Genomic DNA, 17,591 nt, shown 5'->3' with positions numbered 1-17,591 from the left:
ATATTGATCCGCATTAAGAATCCTTCGTGAACCTTCGTGGTGAAAGCTTTTCAGTCATACAACACCTCCACCCACCACTCATTCGCCGAAGACGCCAACTGGCAGCACAGCGGTTTACCGCTATGTGAACTCGCCACCACGTCCCACTGCCGACGCTCCCACTTCTCCGCGCCCCACCAATCTCCGCTCGCCAGCCAGGGCCCGTAGCACTCCATCACCATGTACTGCTCGCTGCGAAACACAAACTGATGCGGCCGCTCATGCAGTTTCTGCACGAACACGACTTCGGAGGGCCTTAAAACGCGCATCCCCGCAACACCGTGGGTCCCCCACCCTTCCGGCTTTAGCCGGAGGGTGGGTTCAGAAAAGTGTCTGATCTGAAACGCATCCCTCCGATGCGAGTCCACCAACTCCGGCGCGCCCACGCGATCCTCCCCACCGACCACCGCCGCTAACCGCGCCAGCGTCACTTCCAGCCGCATCGGCTCCGGAAATTGCGGCGAAAACAGCCCCAACTGCGCGCGCGATGGCCGGTTGGTCTCGGTAAATACGCGCAGTGCCACCACTGCCGCCCCCGGTGGGTTCGCAATCAAATCCAGGTGGATCAGCTTCAGTAGCGCTTGGTGATCGATCGTCGGCAGCACCGGACGCACCGTGCGCGTATGCGTCGTACCGCCATCGAGCCCGCATTGCACCGTCACCGACGCCAATGCCAGCGCCCTTGATTGCACTCGCAAACAAAGCTGTTGCAGCATCGGCGCAAGTACGAACATCACCGAATCCAGCGACTCCACGTCGGCCTCGAATTCGATCTCTTCCCGCAACACAAATGGCTCACCCACCGGCTTCAGCAAGTGCTGGTGCTCGCCGCACGCCAACTCGCGCAGACGCTTGCCGTCCTGTCCGAGCCGCGCGATCAACTCCGCCTGCGGCAGCGCCGCCAGTTCGCCAAGCGTGTGCACGCCCCACAGCGAGAACGTCACCGACTGATCCAGCGTAAGGTCGAGGACATCCACCGGTACCGCCGCCAGCGTTTTGCGTTCTTCACCCGGGGAAATGACCTTCGTTCCCGCGTGCGCCTTGGCCCAGCACAGCGCCGCGTCGAAGTTGCAGGAAGCGGCCACCGAAACTTCCATCCCCATGACCGCAGCGTGTTCGCACATTCGCCGGACGATCTGCTCCGTCGTACCGAGCAGTTTCTCCGTCCCGCTGATATCCGCGCCCACCGCCAACGTGTATTCGAAGCGCAACTCCTCCACGCGCGGCGAAAACCGTCCAGCGCACTCCAACAATGCCGCGCGCGCCGCGTCTTCTTCCGCGCGCGACCGCCGCAGCGTCTCCACCGCCTCCAGAACTTCCATCTGCGGACGCGTCATCCCGCGCTGCACGCCCATGCGGTACGCGAATTCGTTCGCGGCGCACACGAATTCGCGCGGCGGCTCGCCCTCCATCACCGCGACGGGTTTCTGGCGCAGTTCCGGCCGCAGCCGCAGCAACGCCTGCGCCGGGAACTCGCGCGCGTAGATTACGGCGTACATGACGTCACCCACGGCGTGGATTGCCCCCACGCCGCCACCGCTGCCGACGGCTTTTTTGCGGCGGAAAAGCGGTCGCGCACCAGTTCTGCGTGGAATTGCAGGCCGCTCAGTACCTGCCCGCCCTCCTGCCGCGTGCGCAGGCGGTCCAGCTTCAACTGCAGCGCCGAACAGCTTTTCGCGCACGAAACCTGCGAAAGCAGCAGAAACGTGGCCTGCGTGCGCTCCGCCGCCGCGCGGAACCGGAACCAGGACGCTAGCGGCACGCGTAGCGCCTTTTCCGGCGGAACCGCGCCCATATCAAAGACCACCGCGCCGAAACCACCGGCCTGAAGCACTAGGTCCGCCGCGCGCAGCGCCTGGTCCAGTCGCGACCACATTTTGCCGCGCGCGCGCCGCGTTTCCGCGTCCGAGCACCGTACCCACAGCAAGCGCCGTAAATCCACGCCACACGCCGCCGCCGACTCCGGATCCAGCGAATCTGCCACGTCAATCCACGCGCACGCCGTGCCTTCCCGCGTAATTTGCGCCAGAAACGCCAGCGCAACGCTGGTTCTGCCAGAACATTCCGGGCCAAATAGCTCGCAGACCGCGCCGACGGGCAATCCACCGCCGGTAAGCCGGTCGAGCGCGGCGATTCCGGTGGTTTGCACCGGTCGCGAGACCTGCGCACAGGTGCTGAAGACCACGGGGACGCGTGGCGCCAGGGCCGATTCGATCTGGGAACGCAACAGGGAAGCGGTGCTCATCGCGGCTACCACAAAGGAGAGAAATTGAGGCGTTTTTATTCGCCTTTTCTTCGCCTTTAGATTGCGACGTGGGACGGGTGGTTGTCAATGCTCAAAATGAAAAAGACCCGCGAATTTCGCGGGTCTTATGCACCATTTGTTATGCAGAAATCTGCGCCAGAGGATTGCGTGAGACGAATTGCCGTTGATGCCAATAGGGATAGATCGGAGTCACATCGCTGGCGGCATCCAGCCGCCGCACCTGCTCGGTGGATAAATTCCACCCCACCGCGCCCAGGTTTTGCGCCAACTGCTCCTCGTTGCGCGCGCCGATGATCACATTTGCCACGGTTGGGCGCTGGAGAAGCCAGTTCAACGCCACCTGCGGGATGGTTTTGCCGACCTCTTTCGCCACTTCGTCCAGCGCGTCCACCACGTTATAGAGGTATTCGTCGGCGACGATCGGCCCGCCGTCAGCGGCTTTGTGCAAGCGGCTCACCTCCGGCAACGGTTTGCCGCGGCGGATTTTACCGGTGAGGCGGCCCCAGCCCAGCGGGCTCCATACGATGGCGCCGACTTTCTGGTCGATTCCGAGCGGCATCAATTCCCACTCGTAGTCGCGGCCGATGAGCGAGTAGTACACCTGGTGCGCGACGTAGCGCGACCAGCCGTATTTCTCGGAGATCGCCAGCGACTTCATCAGGTGCCAGCCAGAGAAATTCGAGCACGCGATGTAACGCACTTTGCCGCTGGTCACGAGCGTGTCGAGGGTGCGCAGCGTTTCTTCGATCGGCGTGGAATAGTCGAAGCCGTGGAGGTGATAGACGTCGATGTAATCCGTTTGTAGGCGCCGCAGGCTGGCTTCGCACGCCTGGATCAGGTGATAACGAGAGGAGCCGAGATCGTTTGGTCCCTCGCCCATGGGGAATGTGGCTTTTGTCGAGATCAGGAGGTTCGAGCGTTTGCCCTTGATCGCTTCACCAAGAATTTCTTCGGAGGCGCCTTGTGAATAAATGTCGGCGGTATCGAAGAAGTTGACGCCCGCTGCCACGCACATGTCCACCATGCGAGAGGCTTGGGCTACGTCGGTTTTACCCCACGCGCCGAAGAATTCGCCCTTACCGCCAAATGTCGCTGCGCCGAAGCTGAGCACCGGCACCTTGAGTCCAGAACCGCCGAGCAGTCGATATTCCATGGCGGACTAGATGAAATGGAGATAGAGAAGGTTACGTAATTTTGGCTTCGTCTTCGGTGATCGCTGGATTTTCCGTGCGAAGTTAACGGGAAGAAAGGAGGAAAACTTACGATAAAACCCGAAGTTAGAAGTTGGTAAACAGATTTTTCCAAGTGCTTATTTTGGAGCTATTTACGAATCCGGGCTTTTTAGGTGCTCCGAAAATTGACGGTTTTGGGGCGCGAATTTTCTTCTCGAAACGCGGTGAAAAGCGAGCGTGACCGCGGAAATTTTTCAAATCCGCAATTTTCGGAGGAATTTGCCGCAAAGGTGGTATGGGGAAAATGGAAGGATTTGGTTGACTGATGGGTAATCAGATTTTTTCGAATCGGGAAATTGGGATTTATTTTGTCTCCCCGATTTCCCCGATTTCAGTTGCGTGATTCGGATTTGATGCATGGCGCCGGCGATTGCGGCGGGAACTAAATCCATACATTTCGCGAATACAAGAGAAGCCAACTTCTGGAGGGATTTGTGCGCAAATTCGCATTCGCGGTTTGCATATTGCTTTTGTGTTCTCTCGCGCAGTCGCAGAGTTTGCGGAATCAGGGGAGTGGCCCACATGCACCCGTGAACCAGTCGGAACTGGTTGCGAAACTGCGCTCGCACATGGACGAGTTAAGCCGAAAGGACGAGTTCTCCGGTGTTGTGCTGCTTGCGAAAGACGGAGTGCCGGTGTTTGAGCAGGCGTATGGCCTGGCGAACAGGGAATACAACGTTCCCAATAACATTGAAACGAAGTTCAACCTGGGGTCCATCAATAAGCTGTTCACGAGAATCGCAATTGGCCAACTGGTGATCGAGGGCAAGGTCGGACTGGACGATCCGATGGGGAAGTACCTGCCCGACTATCCGAACAAAGAGGCGCAGAAAGCCACGATCCGGCAGATTGCGATGATGCGGTCGGGGATAGGAGATTTCTTTGGGGCGAAGTTCCGCGATACGCCGAAGGACAGGATCCGCACGATCGCGGATTTCATGGCGCTGCTTGCGGCAGAGCCGCTAGCGTTTGAGCCAGGAACGAAAGAGGCGTATTCCAACGGCGGATTTGTAGTGCTTGGTGCGGTAATCGAAAAAGTCTCGGGGCAGAGCTACTACGACTATGTTCGCGAGCACATCTGCAAGCGGCTGGGCATGGAAAGCACCGACTTCTACGAGGCGGATGGGATGACGTCGAACCTGGCCACCGGCTATACCAGCCAAACTGAGGATGACGACCACGGGCCAAGGCGGAACAATATCTACACTCGTCCGGCAAGGGGTAGCTCGGCGGGCGGAGGGTACTCGACGGCGCGCGATTTGCTGAAGCTGGCGAATGCTCTGGAAGCGCGTAAGCTGACGAACCCGGTGTTTGCGCCGGATGTGCCGAAACCAGCCGATATGCCCTTTGCTGCTCTGAGAGGTACCGGAATTGCAGGCGGGGCGCCCGGAATTAATGCGGATATGGAATCGTCACTGCCGGGCGGCTACACGGTGATTGTGTTGTCGAATTACGATCCGCCAAGCGCGACGAAGGTAGCGCGGCAAGTGCGGGAATGGATGGGATTGAGGGAGTATTAAATGGTGCGCCCTGGAAGATTCGAACTTCCGACCTTCTGATTCGTAGTCAGACGCTCTATCCAGCTGAGCTAAGGGCGCACGTGAAGCGACTTGATAATTATAGCAAAACAAGCCCATGTTGTGAGCTTGCCCACCCTCCCTTCGGGAAGGGTGGGGCACCCACAATTGAACGTGATTTACGCTGGACTTTGTACCGGCGGTGCGGGGACGACGAGGTCTTTGCTGTGGATGGCCTCGACGACTTTATCGGCGAATTCGCTGGTGGACGTAGTGCCACCCATGTCCCTGGTGAGGTGTTTGCCTTCGCGGTAGACGTGGTGGACGGCGGCTTTGACGCGGTTGGCGGCGTCCTGCTCGTCGAGGTGGCGGAGCATGAGGATGCCGCTGCGGATGACAGCCGTGGGATTGGCGATGTTCTTGCCCGCGATGTCGGGAGCGGAGCCGTGAACGGCTTCAAAGATGCTCGCGCGTTCGCCGATGTTGGCGCCGGGAGCGAGGCCGAGGCCGCCGACTAATCCGGCGCAGAGGTCACTGACAATGTCGCCATAGAGATTTTCGAGGAGCAGGATGTCGTACTGGTAGGGGTTCATCACCAGTTGCATGCAGGTGTTGTCCACAATGTGCTCGCCGTAGATGATCTCGGGATATTCCTTCGAGATGTTGCGCGAGCAGCGGATGAAGAGGCCATCGGACATCTTCATGATGTTGGCTTTGTGGATGGAGTGGATCTTCTTGCGGCCCATCTTGCGCGCGTAGTTGAACGCGAACTTGGAGATGCGGGTGCTGGCCTTCTCGGTGATGATCTTCAGGCTCTCGACTACGCCGGGGACAACTTCGTGCTCGATGCCGGAGTAGAGGCCTTCGGTGTTCTCGCGCACCACGACGAGATCGACGCCGGGATAACGAGTGTGCACGCCTGGAAGATTGCGGATTGGCCGGACGTTCGCGTAGAGCTCGAAGCGCTTGCGCAGTTCAACGTTGATGCTGGAGAATCCGCCACCGATCGGAGTGGTGACTGGACCCTTGAGGCCGATCCTGGTGCGCTCGATGGATTCGTTCAGTTCTTTCGGGATGTATTCCTTGTATTTTTCGTAGGCCTCGGCGCCGGCGGCGAAGCTTTCCCACTCGAACTTGAGTCCGGTGGCTTCGAGGACGCGCACGGCAGCGGAGGTGACTTCAGGGCCGATGCCGTCGCCGGGAATGAGTGTGATCTTGTAGGTCATGAAATCGAATTCCTTATGAGTGCGGTTACTTGATGGGCTTGACCGTCGCGACGGCCGCTGGATCTTTGTGGTTCAGCAGGTCCTGGAGTTCGGAGAGGAACTCGCGGACATCTTTGAAATCGAGATAGACGGAAGCGAAGCGCACGTAGGCCACTTTGTCGTACTTCTTGAGGTGCTCCATGATGAGTTGGCCGATTTCGCTGGTGCGGCGTTCGCGTTCGGGGGAATCGATGACGAAGGTTTCGGCTTCGTTGACGATGGCTTCGAGCTTGCCGATGGAGACGGGACGCTTTTCGCAGGCGCGCATCAGGCCATTGAGAACTTTTTGGCGGTCGAAGCGCTCGCGGCGGCCGTCTTTTTTGACGACCATGTAGGGGATTTCGTCAATGCGCTCGTAGGTGGTGAAGCGCTTTTCGCACTTCAGGCACTCGCGGCGTCGGCGAATGGATTCGCCTTCTTTGCTCTCGCGCGAGTCCACCACCTTGTCTTCGGGATGGGCGCAAAATGGGCAGCGCATGGGTGTTTAGGGAGCTTTCTTGAGGATTGACGTAACTCGATATTGTAGCAGGGGATGAGGGTTGGAGCCGCCTACTCTGGGAGTGTATGCGAGAGCAGGTTAGCGACGTTCTCACCCATGATGAGGCGGATGTCGTGTTCGGAAAGTCCGGCGCTTTTGAGACCTTCCGTGATCATGGGGAGCCCCGTGGCATCGAAGGGCATCGTGGTCGAACCGTCGAAGTCAGAACCTAAGGCGACGTGGTCTGCGCCAACGACGCTGACAGCATAACGAATGGCACGAACGATCGCGGCGGCATCGCGGCCGCAGACAGCGGTTTCCCAAAAGCCGATGCCGATCAGCCCACCCGTCTTGGCAACCGCGCGGAGTTCCTCGTCGGACAAATTGCGATTGTTGTTGCAAGTCCCTTTCACCCCGGTGTGAGAAACAACGACAGGACGTGTGGCGATTGTGGTGACGTCGCGTACGGTTTCCGGCGAGGCGTGCGCGAGATCTATGAGCATGTTCTTCGATTCCATAGCGCGCACCCATTGGCGTCCGAGCTCGGTAAGACCTGCTTTTCCTTGTCCTGATGCGGAGCCCCCGACTTCGGTGTCGGTGAAGTGGGTGGGTGACATCATACGAAAGCCGACAGCATAAAGGTCGTCGAGATTCGCAAGCTTTCCCTCCAGAGGCTGAGCGCCTTCCGCACCTAGGAGTACGGCAACGCTGTGGGGCTTCCTTTTGGACATGAATCGTTGCAAGTCTGAACCCGAGCGGACGATTACGAGAGAGCCATCCGATTTCGCTTCGAATTTGTGGAGGCGAGTTGCCTGGTACAGCGCGCGTTGTTTGGGGCTGTTCCAAGTGTCTGTCGGCCAGTGCTCGGCGATGGCCAGCGTCCGGACGAGGTCAGTGTCCGAACTGTTTCCGAACTGTTCTGGTTGACGTTGAGCCTGCGTGGAGCTGTGGTGACGACAGTGAAGACCTGCAGCGAGACATTGGCCTCCTGCAATCGCGGTAGATCCACGTGACCAATGGTTGAGCGCTTCAAAAGGTCTCTGCCCCAGAGAAGCGAATCGGCGTGAAGGTCCGCGATGAAGAGGCTCTGGTGAAGTTCGGATTTCACGGAATATGGAGGTGGAGTGCGGACTTTGTTGTAGCGGGTTTCAACGAGCTGTGTCGCCGCAAGAATGCCAGAACCAAGCAATAGAACAAGAATGGCCGATATCCACGTGAGCTTCTTTATCACGATTGGAACGGTACTCCTGCGCGCGGTAATTTTCTATTTCCTAGCATGAGGCGGAACGGCTTACTTACGCTTCAGCTTTTTCGGCGGCTTCTTCTTCGGCTTGGCTTTCACTGGAGAGGCGCGTGAACGAGAGCTTTTCGCGGTGAGCGAGGAAGAGGCCCGTCGGGGTTACGGAGAAGAAAGTCACCAGCCAGAGCATGATGCCGGCGCTGACGGCGAGTTCGTGGCCGAGTCCGAAAATGGGCGACGAGAGGATGCCGATGACTGCGAGCTGTGAGCCTCCACCGACGCCGGGGAGCTGGATTACGGAGCCGAGCGTGCTGGCACCCATGATGAGTGGGACGTCGGTGATGTGAATTTTGTCGTGGAGCGCAGGGTAGGCGTGCAGCGTGAAGTAATACGAACTGGCGATCAGGACCCACATCACTAGCGACGTGCCGATGATCTCGACGAACGAGATGAAGTCATGCGCAACGGAGCGGCTGAGGTCGCCGATCAGGCGCTGGATCTTGCGGCGCAGGCCGTGGCTGAAGATGAGTACGGCGGCGATCAGCAGGAAGAAAGCGGCGATGGCGAGAAGAGCCTTGGTCCGAATGTGGGGAAGGACGAAGAAGTGGCGGAAGTCGGGACGAATGATGAGCGTGAGCGCGAGGATGGTGGCGACGGAGATCACGTCGCAGAGGCGCTCGGCGGTCCAGACCACGAGTTGCGATGCGAAGCTTAGATTGACTTTGCGCGCGATGAGATAAGGACGGATAAATTCGCCGGGGCGTCCGAGAAGAGCAAGGCCGGTGAAGCCGATGATCTGCGAGGGGACGAGATCCATGGCGCGGACGGCCTGGCGCGAGCGCAGAAAGACGCGCCAGCGCGTGGCGCGAAGGAAGTAGTTGAAGTAGATAACGACGATGGCGGTGATTACGCCGAGGATGTTGACCGATTCGGTGTACTTGAGGAACGTGCCCCAGTCGAAATTACGCCAGGCTTTGACTTGAATGAGGATGAGGCCGATGACAACAACGACGACGAGGATGGAGATGATGGCGCGTTTGTTCTTCATTAGAGAGCGAATAATTAGGGTATCAGGAGTTCGAGTGTTTCGTGAGGTTAGGGATGGTTCGACTACGCAGTGCTGCGCGCTGCTTCGCTCACCATGACAGGGCTACTGGGATGAGGCGGTGGCGACGGCGGGTTTCTTCGCGAGGGCTTGGGTTTTGGCGGCCACTTTGCGCTGTTCGGCTTTCTTGCGGTTGTATTCCACGACGATGCGGCGGACATAGGCTTGCGTCTCGTGGAAGGGCGGCAGGCCGTGGTATTGCGCGACTCGCTGCACGCCAGCGTTGTAAGCGGCGAGAGCTTTGATGACGTCGCCGTTGTACTGGTCGAGCAACGCGCGGAGATATTTGGTGCCGGCTTCGATGTTGGCTTCGGGATCGAAGCTGTCTCTCACGCCGAGACCGGCGGCGGTTTTGGGCATCAACTGCATGAGGCCTTGCGCGCCTTTGGGCGAGACGGCCTTCACGTTGTAGCCGCTCTCAGCGTGCACGACGCTGGCGATAAAGTCAGGATCGAGGCCGTGACGGATGCCGGCATCTTTGATGACGGCGTGGAGATCGATGACCTTCGGAGCTTCTGGCCCGGCGACTGCGGGAGTATCGTCGGGTGCGTAAGAAGCGATTTGGGCGGTGGGGACTTCGATGAAGTCTTCGGCGTTCGCGCCGGTGTAGAGGCGCGTGGTTTCGCCTACCACTTCGTGGCGTTCGTGGCGGATGGTGAATCCGTTTTGCAGCACGGCGAGTTCGGCAGCGGAGGCGAAGGCCGTCGCGCCGAAAAACATCGTTGCTGCTGCAAGCCACTTACGCATTCGTCGTTGCTTCCGCGAGTACCTGGTCGATTACGGCGGCGACACCGCTCTCATCGTTGGTGAGAGTGACGGGCCAGCCGTTCTGCTTCAGTTCATTCGAGGCGTTGCCCATGATGAACGGATGTCCGGCAACTTGCAACATTTCAATGTCGTTAAAGTTGTCGCCGATGGCGACGATTTCGTCCCGGGAAATACCGCGAGAGTCGGCAAAGCGTTGCAAAGCATGGCCCTTGGAGCAATCGCGGTTGAGGATGTCGACGATGCAGAGGTTGCGGTGGTCGTACTGGGTTTTGAGCACCGTGACCTGGTCGCGGCCGGGCCACGCGAGAAGCTTCGCCTGCGCGAGTTCCATCTTGGCAATGGTGCCGCAAAACATGGCTTGGATCGGGTCGGTCACAATTCCTGTCTCTATTGGGACGATGAACTCAATGAATTGTGAGTTTTTTTCGATCCAGCGCTGGATGGATTCGGTGAGCTCGTCGGTGCGCTCGACAATGAGCGCGCCTTTGCCCGGGCGCTCGAAGGTGATGACGGTGTTGGCCCGGAATTCGTCGCCCATGTAGATGCAGAGGTCGCGAGCCACCTTCGCGGGGAGCAGGTCCATGAAGAAGTGCTCGTCGCGGGTAGAGCGGGTTACGGCACCGTTGGAGCTGATCATCCAGAGGTCGAAGCCGAGGGCTTCGGCGATGGGCAGGGCGAAGGCGTGGCGGCGTCCGGTGCCGAGGACGATTTGGATGCCTTCGTCGTGAGCGCGGTGCAGGGCAGAGAGGTTCGCGGCCGAAAGCTCGTTTTGCGAGTTCAGCAGGGTGCCATCTATGTCGATGGAGATGAGGCGGATGCGGGACACCTGATTATTTTAGCAGCGTGGAATGGGCATTTCGGAGGCGACAGGGGTCCTTCGACTTCGCGGCCTGCGGCCGCTTCGCTCAGGATGACAGGGAAAACATCAGGCAGTTCGACTGCGCGGCTTCGCCGCTTCGCTCACCATGACAGAGCGGGTTGGTACTATTGGATTGATGTTTGGGTTTGGCGGGCTGTTCAGTATCGGCGGGATTCTGGTGATCGCGGCGCTGGTGCACTTTGTGCGCAAGCGGCCGGACTTCTTTTGGATCTGGGTCATTCTGTTTCTTGGACCACTGGGGGCATTGATCTATCTCGCGGTGGAGGCGTTGCCGGAGTTGACCGATCCGGGAGCGTTCCGATTTGTGCAGCGCGGTTCGCGAAGGAAAGAGCTCGAAGCGGCGGTGGTGGATAACCCGTCGGCGGGGAACTACGAAGAGCTGGGCCAGATTTATCTCGACGAAGAGAAATGGGCGAAGGCGAAGGACGCTTATGATCACGCGATCTCCGCGCGGACGGATTCGATTGATCCCTTCTATCGCCGGGCGGTGGCGGAGACCGAACTCGGGCAGTTCGACGCGGCGGTAGCCGATCTGGAGCGCGTAGTGCGCGAAGATCCGAAATATGACTTCCAGCGCGCGCCGGGGTTGCTCGCGTACGCGTACTGGAAGACCGGCCAGAACGAGCGTGCAACGCAGATGTTTGAAGCTGCGACGCAGACTTCAACGCTGACCGAGACGCAGTATCACTACGCGGAGTTCCTGGCTTCGCAGGGCAGAAATGCGGGGGCAAAGAAGTTGCTGGATGGAATCCTCGCAAAGCGACACAATATGCCCGGATTTCAGAAACGTCGCGAGCGCCCGTGGTTTCGACGAACGGAAGCGCTGCGCAAGACCCTGCCTGCCGCGTAAGATAACTGTCCATGGCGAAGATTTCGCATTTTGAGTGCGCACGGTGCGGGGAGAAACTCGCGCCGGCAACACTGCTAAATGTTTGTCCGAAGTGTGCGGGGCCGCTCTGGGTGCGTTATGAGTTCGGGCGACCCGATCGCGAAGCTGTGAAGCTCGGGCCGGCGACGATGTGGCGCTATTCCTCCGTTCTTCCGGACGTTGAGCCGGTCACGCTCGGCGAAGGTTTTACGCCAATGCTTCCCAGCCGCAAGCACGCGAATGTGTTCATAAAAGATGAAGGTTTGAATCCCACCGGCTCGTTCAAAGCACGCGGCCTTGGGATGGGCGTGACCATGGCCCGCTTTTACGGCGTGAAGAAGATTGCGATCCCATCGGCAGGAAACGCGGCTAGCGCGCTGGCAGCGTATTGCGCGGCGGCGAAGATCGAGGCGCACATCTTCATGCCGAAAGACGTGCCGATGGCGAACCGCATTGAGTGCGAGAGCTACGGCGCGCACGTTACCTACGTCGATGGACTCATCAGCGACTGCGCGAAGATGGTCGCGGAGCGCAAGCAGGCGGAGGGATGGTTCGATATCTCGACGCTGAAAGAACCGTTCCGTGTCGAAGGCAAGAAGACTATGGGGTACGAGGTGGCGGAGCAACTCGGGTGGGAGTTGCCGGACGCGATCATCTATCCGACGGGCGGTGGCGTGGGTCTGCTTGGGATGTGGAAGGCCTTCGAAGAGATGGAGCAGTTGGGGTGGATTGGCAGCAAGCGTCCGAAGATGATATGTGCGCAGGCCACAGGCTGCGCACCGGTAGTGAAGGCGTGGGAAGAGCATCGCGAAACGATGGAGATGTGGAAGGATGCGCACACCTCGGCTGCCGGGCTGAGAGTGCCGAAGCCGTATGCGGATCGCGAGATCTTGCACGCGATGAAAGCGAGTGGCGGAACTGCGGTGGCCGTGACAGACGACGAGATCATGGCGGCGTTCTCATCGTGGGCGCGTGAGGAAGGCGTGTTTGCGGCTCCGGAGGGAGCGGCGGCATTGGCGGCTTATTGGAAGCTGATCGAGAGCGGATATCTGCGCCCGGAAGAGAAGGTGGTGTTGTTCAACACCGGTAGCGGATTGAAGTATATCGATGTGTTTGAGAAGTATTTTAGGAAGAAGGAGCAGCCGAAATCGAGGGCGCTGGGCGGCATTATTCAGCCTTATTGAGAGCGCATGGTAGCGATAAAAGTCCTTCGACTGCGCGAGCTTTGGTCGCTTCGCTCAGGATGACAGAATTTAAATCTCATTGGTGGTTATGACGGAACGGCTTTATTACAACAATAGTTTCTTGCTGAACTTTACGGCGGCGGTGCTGGACGCGCGTGTGGAGGACGGGCGCGCGATCGTCGTGCTCGACCGGACGGCGTTTTATCCAACGAGCGGTGGGCAGATTTTTGATACCGGCTGGATGGAGTTGGAGAAGGACGCGCGGAAGTTGCGCGTGAGTGAAGTCGGCGAGACGGAAGAAGGCGTCATTCAGCATTACGTGGACACGTCGGATGTAGAGACGCTGAAAGACGGGCGGGTCCGCGGGTTCATTGACGTGGAGCGGCGTCGCGACCACATGCAACAGCACACGGGGCAGCACGTGTTGTCGTCGGCGTTCGAGTCGTTGTTTGAGATGAAGACGGTGTCGTTCCATATGGGCGCGGAGAGTTGCACCATCGATCTCGATACCAAGGCCCTGGCGCCGGAACAAGTGAAGAAAGCCGAGGCCGTGGCCAATGAGGTGATCGCCGAGGACCGTCCGGTGGAGATCAAGTACGCGACGGTGGATGAGGCGCGTGCGATGGGGGTGCGGAAGATTCCACCGGCGGAGCGCGAGAAGCTGCGGCTGATTGATATCAAAGATTTCGATCTGAATGCATGCGGTGGAACCCATGTGCGTGCGACGGGACAGATCGGGGGACTCCTGATCCGGAAGATCGCGAAGGAGAAGCAGGGGTTTCGGGTGGAGTTTGTCTGCGGCGGACGCGCGGTGAACACGGCGCGCAGGGATTTCGAAACGCTCACAGACGCAGCGACTTTGTTCTCAAGCCACATCTACGATGTGCCGGTGCAGGTGCGGAAGCTGATTGAAGAAAACAAGGCAGGAACGAAGCGCGAGCACAAACTGCTGGAAGAAGTCGCGTCGCTCACGGCGGACGTGATGCTGGCGCAGCTCGGTGACAAGAAGGTCGTGAGGCAGTTTTACACGGACCGGGATATGACGTTCATCAAGCTTCTGGCGCAGCGCCTGACCCGACAGGGAAGCGTGGTGGCATTGCTTGGGTGCGGGGGCACGCAGCCCGCCGTTATATTCGCCCAGACTTCCGGGCTCCCGAATGACATGGGTGGGCTGATGAAAGAGGCGCTGGTGGAACTTGGCGGGCGCGGTGGCGGGAACAAAGATATGGCGCAGGGCGGAGCTACGGACGCGTCTAAGATAGAGGCGGTACTGGAGAAGATCGCAGGCAGAATCGCGTAACCATGGATCAGAAGCTCATCCTGATTTCGTTGCTCATACGGCTCGGCGCTGCTGCGGCCGTGAGCAGCGTCCTGGTGCGCGCGCGGCGGTTCCGGCAGTTGTTGTTTCGCGAAGAGCGCACGCTGAAGGAAAAGTTCGAGCTGGTCTTAATCGTGAGCATTCCGATTGCGCTCGGTGTGCTGACTCGTCACTGGGTGAAGAATTTCCTCGCAGCGGATATGAGCTTCGAATTCGCGATCGTGCTGGGCGTAATCGGCGGGAGGATCGCGGGTGGCGTTGGTGGCGTGGCAGTGTCGATCCCTGCGATCTTCTACGGAGAGTGGCTGACTCTGCCGTTCAACTGCCTGGCCGGAATTCTTGCGGGCGTGTTGCGGCAGGCGGCGCAGGATCGCGAAGTGATCTGGTCATTCTCGCCGCTCTTTGATCTGAGCATTTATCGATGGATACGACGCAGTATTGCGAAGTCTTTGATTGATTGGCAGACCTCGTTTTTCATCCTGATCATGGTGCTCACGTTCGGGCGCATGCAGTTGTATCGCGTCCTGCCGAACCGAATGTTTGCGCTCTACGATCCCTACTGGGCGGTACAACTGGCGGTATATGCGGGAACCGTAATGTGCGTGGCGATTGCGCTGAAGGTGCTGAACAATGCACGCATTGAGAACAAGCTGGAAGAGCAGGAGCGCCTGCTGCTGCAGATCCGCCTGGAAGCACTGCAGAGCCAGATCAATCCGCATTTCTTGTTCAATACGTTGAATTCAGTCTCGTCGCTGGTGCGATTCAATCCCGACAAAGCGCGCGAGATGATCGTGAAACTGGCGAACATTTTGCGTCGCCTGATGCGTACCACGGATGCGTTTGTGCCGTTGCGCGAAGAAGTCGACTTCATCGACGACTACCTCGACATCGAAGTGGTGCGTTTTGGCACCGACAAGTTACGAGTACAGAAAGAGCTTGAGCCCGCGTCGCTCGACGTCATGGTGCCGAGTATGATGTTGCAGCCGTTGGTGGAGAATGCCATCAAACATGGGGTTGCACCACGGATCGAAGGCGGGAGCATCTACCTGCGCAGTCGCGTCGCCGACAACCGCGTGGTGATCGAAGTGGAGGATGACGGCGTCGGATTTACCGACGGCGCGCCAAGCTCTGGTACCGGAATCGGCATGGCTAACGTCACGGAGCGACTGAATGTGCTTTACGGTGACTCGGCAGTCATCGAGACCGACAGCACTCCTGGCAAAGGGACACTGGTGCGGCTCACCCTGCCGATCCCGCAACCGGAAGATATGGGCGGATCCGTGGCCGGTGCGATCTACGAAGCACGCTCCAGCACCTCACGATAAAAATCTTCGTACATCGGAATAATCTTCGAAGCGCAATAGGTGGATTGTGCTTTGAAACGCGCCATTTTCGCCATCTCGTGGAGTTTTTCGTCGTCGCTCAGGATGTCGATGGAGTACATGGCCATGGTGTCAATGTCGCCGACATCGGCGAGGTAGCCGTCCACGCCGTGGTCAATGACTTCGGGAACGCCTCCAGCTTTCGTCGCGACAGGAACCACCTCGCAAGCCATGGCTTCGAGCGCGGCGAGTCCGAAAGACTCGAGCGTGCTAGGCATTAGCATGAGATCGGCCGCGGGCAGTTTCTCGTGGACGTCGTCTTGTTTGCCGAGGAAGAGAACGCGGTCCTGCAGCTTCTTTTCGACGACCATCCATTCGGCGCGCGAACGATCTGGACCGTCGCCGATCATGACGAGCTTCGCAGGAACTCTCTGTTGGATACGCTCGAAGATCTCAATGACATCAGGGACGCGCTTTACCGGACGGAAGTTCGAGAGGTGCACGACCACGCGTTCGCCGTTCGGGGCCCACTCTTTGCGATAGTGTTGCGTTTTGCCGTCGCGATGATAGATATCGCAGTTCACGAAGTTGGGAATGACGCGAATTTCGTTTTTGATGCCGAATGCCTGGAGCGTCTTCTCGCGCAGGTAGTTCGAGATCGAGGTGACGCCATCGCTCTTCTCGATGGAAAAACGCGTGATCGGCAGATACGAAGGATCGAGGCCGACGAGCGTGATGTCCGTGCCATGAAGGGTGGTGACGAATGGCAGATGGCGTTTGCGGCCGGGTCCGAATGCGGTCATCTCGCGGGCGAGCAGTGCGCTGACTGAGTGCGGAATGGCGTAGTGAACATGCAGCAGATCGAGGTTGTAGATCTCGGCGACCTCGGCCATGCGCGTGGCGAGGGCGAGGTCGTACGGAGGGTACTCAAAGAGTGGATAGCGCGAGACTTCGACTTCGTGAAAATGGATGTTGGGGTGCGGTTCAGTCAGGCGGATAGGCTGCGAATAGGAAATGAAATGCACCTGATGCCCGCGCTGCGCGAGTTCGATGCCGAGTTCAGTGGCCACCACGCCGCTGCCGCCGTAGGTGGGATAACACGTGATGCCGATTTTCATGGGCTTCTTGTTTGTCATGGCATTGGATGGACGACTGCGGGATTCGATTCAGTGGCGGAGACGACATCACGGAAATTTACAAGGTTTACTTGGGATGAACGTAGCTGATCGCGCGCTGATGAGGAGCACAAGAGGTCGAGTTCGACCTGGCGAGACTCCAAAAGGCGAGTGCCGGCGGATGCGAGATCGGCGTCATAGAAACCGGGGTGACAAACGAATTCGTACGTGCCACTTTCCGGAAGATTGCGAATGATGTTTGAAAACTGCTCGGTGGTGAGCGTTCCGGTAGCGGTAACACCCAGTGAACCATCGGTCGTGGAGAGTCCATGTTTGGCGACCGCGGAACCGAAGTTTTTCCCCCAGAGACGTTCCAGGATTGCTGTTTCACGAGCGCGCGTGCGGTCCGCCGATGGAATGTTGCGCGCAAATGCCGGCTCGAACGGATTGCGGATGGCCTTCACACCGGTTGCCTGGGCAGCGCGGAGAACACCTTCGAGTACTCGAGGAAACATGTGGGTGTGCTTGTGGCAGTCGACGTGGCTCAGTTCGATGCCCGCTTTTTGGAGCTTTCGAATTTGCGCGGTCGCTTCGAGTTCCACCTCGTCGGTAGAAATGCGTCCAGCGACGGCAGCGAGCGCAAACTTCCAGAGCTTCTTGCGGAAGTGGGGCGCGGGAGAGCGGCCGCCGAGGAGGGTCCGAATCTGCTCGGACGGCGAGAGCGGTACACCGTCAATCAGAACAACGTGGCATCCGATGCCGAGTTGTTTTGCCTGGTAGGCCGGTGACGTCAGGACCGCAGCTACGGCTTCATCAAAGGCAGGAGCGTTGGCCATGAGTGTGGCGGAGGTGACAATGCCATCGCGATGGGCCTGGAGGATCGCGCGGTTCACGCCGTTGGTGAGGCCGAGGTCGTCCGCGTTCACGATGAGGCGAAGCACGCCTCAGGATAAATGATTGGTGAACACAAAAGGCCGCCCGAAGGCGGCCTATG

Annotated in this window: 17 protein-coding genes and 1 tRNA gene; 5 read left to right on the top strand and 13 right to left on the bottom strand. The window is 58.8% G+C overall.

Going from position 1 to position 17,591, the window contains the following annotated elements:
* Nucleotides 1–50: 50 nt before the first annotated feature.
* The 3 genes from ACID345_RS21005 to ACID345_RS20995 form a co-directional block, all read right to left on the bottom strand.
* A complete protein-coding gene (locus ACID345_RS21005; protein WP_011524845.1) occupies nucleotides 51–1,538 on the bottom strand; it encodes a DNA polymerase Y family protein in 1,488 nt (495 codons plus the stop codon).
* Complete coding sequence (locus ACID345_RS25940) at nucleotides 1,526–2,284, bottom strand: recombinase A (protein ID WP_011524844.1); 759 nt, start codon at nucleotides 2,282–2,284, stop codon at nucleotides 1,526–1,528. Before ACID345_RS25940 ends, ACID345_RS21005 begins: the two co-directional genes overlap by 13 nt.
* Nucleotides 2,285–2,423: 139 nt before the next feature.
* Nucleotides 2,424–3,458, bottom strand: a complete 1,035-nt coding sequence (locus tag ACID345_RS20995; protein WP_011524843.1) for an aldo/keto reductase — start codon at nucleotides 3,456–3,458, stop codon at nucleotides 2,424–2,426.
* Between the two features lie 609 nt (nucleotides 3,459–4,067).
* On the opposite strand from ACID345_RS20995, the gene ACID345_RS20990 reads away from it, so the two are divergent.
* Nucleotides 4,068–5,057: a serine hydrolase domain-containing protein gene (locus ACID345_RS20990; RefSeq protein ID WP_049761996.1), complete on the top strand. Its 990-nt coding sequence runs from the start codon at nucleotides 4,068–4,070 to the stop codon at nucleotides 5,055–5,057.
* Between the two features lies 1 nt (nucleotide 5,058).
* On the opposite strand, the gene ACID345_RS20985 is transcribed toward ACID345_RS20990, so the two are convergent.
* The 8 genes from ACID345_RS20985 to ACID345_RS20955 form a co-directional block, all read right to left on the bottom strand.
* A tRNA-Arg gene (locus ACID345_RS20985) sits at nucleotides 5,059–5,135 on the bottom strand.
* A 98-nt stretch (nucleotides 5,136–5,233) separates the two neighbouring features.
* Entirely contained in the window at nucleotides 5,234–6,280 is a 1,047-nt protein-coding gene (locus ACID345_RS20980) for an isocitrate dehydrogenase (NAD(+)) (RefSeq protein WP_011524841.1), read from the bottom strand.
* A gap of 25 nt (nucleotides 6,281–6,305) precedes the next feature.
* Nucleotides 6,306–6,797 (bottom strand): transcriptional regulator NrdR, encoded by a 492-nt coding sequence (gene nrdR / locus ACID345_RS20975; RefSeq protein ID WP_011524840.1) that lies wholly within the window; start codon nucleotides 6,795–6,797, stop codon nucleotides 6,306–6,308.
* A 71-nt stretch (nucleotides 6,798–6,868) separates the two neighbouring features.
* On the bottom strand, nucleotides 6,869–7,618 hold the full coding sequence (locus ACID345_RS20970) for a dipeptidase (RefSeq protein ID WP_266190230.1): 750 nt from the start codon (nucleotides 7,616–7,618) through the stop codon (nucleotides 6,869–6,871).
* Nucleotides 7,561–8,028 carry a Zn-dependent dipeptidase gene (locus ACID345_RS27300; protein WP_011524838.1) on the bottom strand — a complete coding sequence of 156 codons (468 nt, stop codon included), beginning with the start codon at nucleotides 8,026–8,028 and terminating at the stop codon, nucleotides 7,561–7,563. The genes ACID345_RS20970 and ACID345_RS27300 overlap by 58 nt, the downstream gene beginning before the upstream one ends.
* A 64-nt stretch (nucleotides 8,029–8,092) precedes the next feature.
* Nucleotides 8,093–9,085, bottom strand: a complete 993-nt coding sequence (locus tag ACID345_RS20965; RefSeq protein ID WP_011524837.1) for a lysylphosphatidylglycerol synthase transmembrane domain-containing protein — start codon at nucleotides 9,083–9,085, stop codon at nucleotides 8,093–8,095.
* Between the two features lie 102 nt (nucleotides 9,086–9,187).
* Complete coding sequence (locus ACID345_RS25935) at nucleotides 9,188–9,889, bottom strand: lytic transglycosylase domain-containing protein (RefSeq protein WP_011524836.1); 702 nt, start codon at nucleotides 9,887–9,889, stop codon at nucleotides 9,188–9,190.
* Complete coding sequence (locus ACID345_RS20955) at nucleotides 9,882–10,736, bottom strand: Cof-type HAD-IIB family hydrolase (protein ID WP_011524835.1); 855 nt, start codon at nucleotides 10,734–10,736, stop codon at nucleotides 9,882–9,884. Before ACID345_RS20955 ends, ACID345_RS25935 begins: the two co-directional genes overlap by 8 nt.
* A gap of 139 nt (nucleotides 10,737–10,875) precedes the next feature.
* Here ACID345_RS20955 and ACID345_RS20950 point away from each other — a divergent pair, with 139 nt between their 5' ends.
* The 4 genes from ACID345_RS20950 (at nucleotide 10,876) to ACID345_RS20935 (ending at nucleotide 15,485) form a co-directional block, all read left to right on the top strand.
* A complete protein-coding gene (locus ACID345_RS20950) occupies nucleotides 10,876–11,640 on the top strand; it encodes a tetratricopeptide repeat protein (protein ID WP_011524834.1) in 765 nt (254 codons plus the stop codon).
* An 11-nt stretch (nucleotides 11,641–11,651) separates the two neighbouring features.
* Nucleotides 11,652–12,842: a threonine synthase gene (locus ACID345_RS20945; RefSeq protein ID WP_011524833.1), complete on the top strand. Its 1,191-nt coding sequence runs from the start codon at nucleotides 11,652–11,654 to the stop codon at nucleotides 12,840–12,842.
* An 88-nt stretch (nucleotides 12,843–12,930) separates the two neighbouring features.
* The gene (locus ACID345_RS20940; RefSeq protein WP_011524832.1) at nucleotides 12,931–14,142 is read left to right on the top strand and encodes an alanyl-tRNA editing protein; all 1,212 of its coding nucleotides are present in this window, start codon (nucleotides 12,931–12,933) and stop codon (nucleotides 14,140–14,142) included.
* Nucleotides 14,143–14,144: 2 nt separating this feature from the next.
* The gene (locus ACID345_RS20935; RefSeq protein WP_011524831.1) at nucleotides 14,145–15,485 is read left to right on the top strand and encodes a sensor histidine kinase; all 1,341 of its coding nucleotides are present in this window, start codon (nucleotides 14,145–14,147) and stop codon (nucleotides 15,483–15,485) included.
* On the opposite strand, the gene bshA is transcribed toward ACID345_RS20935, so the two are convergent.
* Together bshA and ACID345_RS20925 are read right to left on the bottom strand one after the other, a co-directional pair.
* Nucleotides 15,455–16,600 carry an N-acetyl-alpha-D-glucosaminyl L-malate synthase BshA gene (gene bshA, locus ACID345_RS20930; protein WP_041857031.1) on the bottom strand — a complete coding sequence of 382 codons (1,146 nt, stop codon included), beginning with the start codon at nucleotides 16,598–16,600 and terminating at the stop codon, nucleotides 15,455–15,457. The genes ACID345_RS20935 and bshA overlap by 31 nt on opposite strands.
* A 14-nt stretch (nucleotides 16,601–16,614) precedes the next feature.
* Nucleotides 16,615–17,538 (bottom strand): ChbG/HpnK family deacetylase, encoded by a 924-nt coding sequence (locus tag ACID345_RS20925; RefSeq protein WP_011524829.1) that lies wholly within the window; start codon nucleotides 17,536–17,538, stop codon nucleotides 16,615–16,617.
* Nucleotides 17,539–17,591 lie beyond the last annotated feature (53 nt).

It is taken from the genome of Candidatus Koribacter versatilis Ellin345 (genome assembly GCF_000014005.1).
Lineage (GTDB): Bacteria > Acidobacteriota > Terriglobia > Terriglobales > Acidobacteriaceae > Korobacter > Korobacter versatilis_A.
This window is presented reverse-complemented; position numbering and strand designations above follow the sequence as displayed.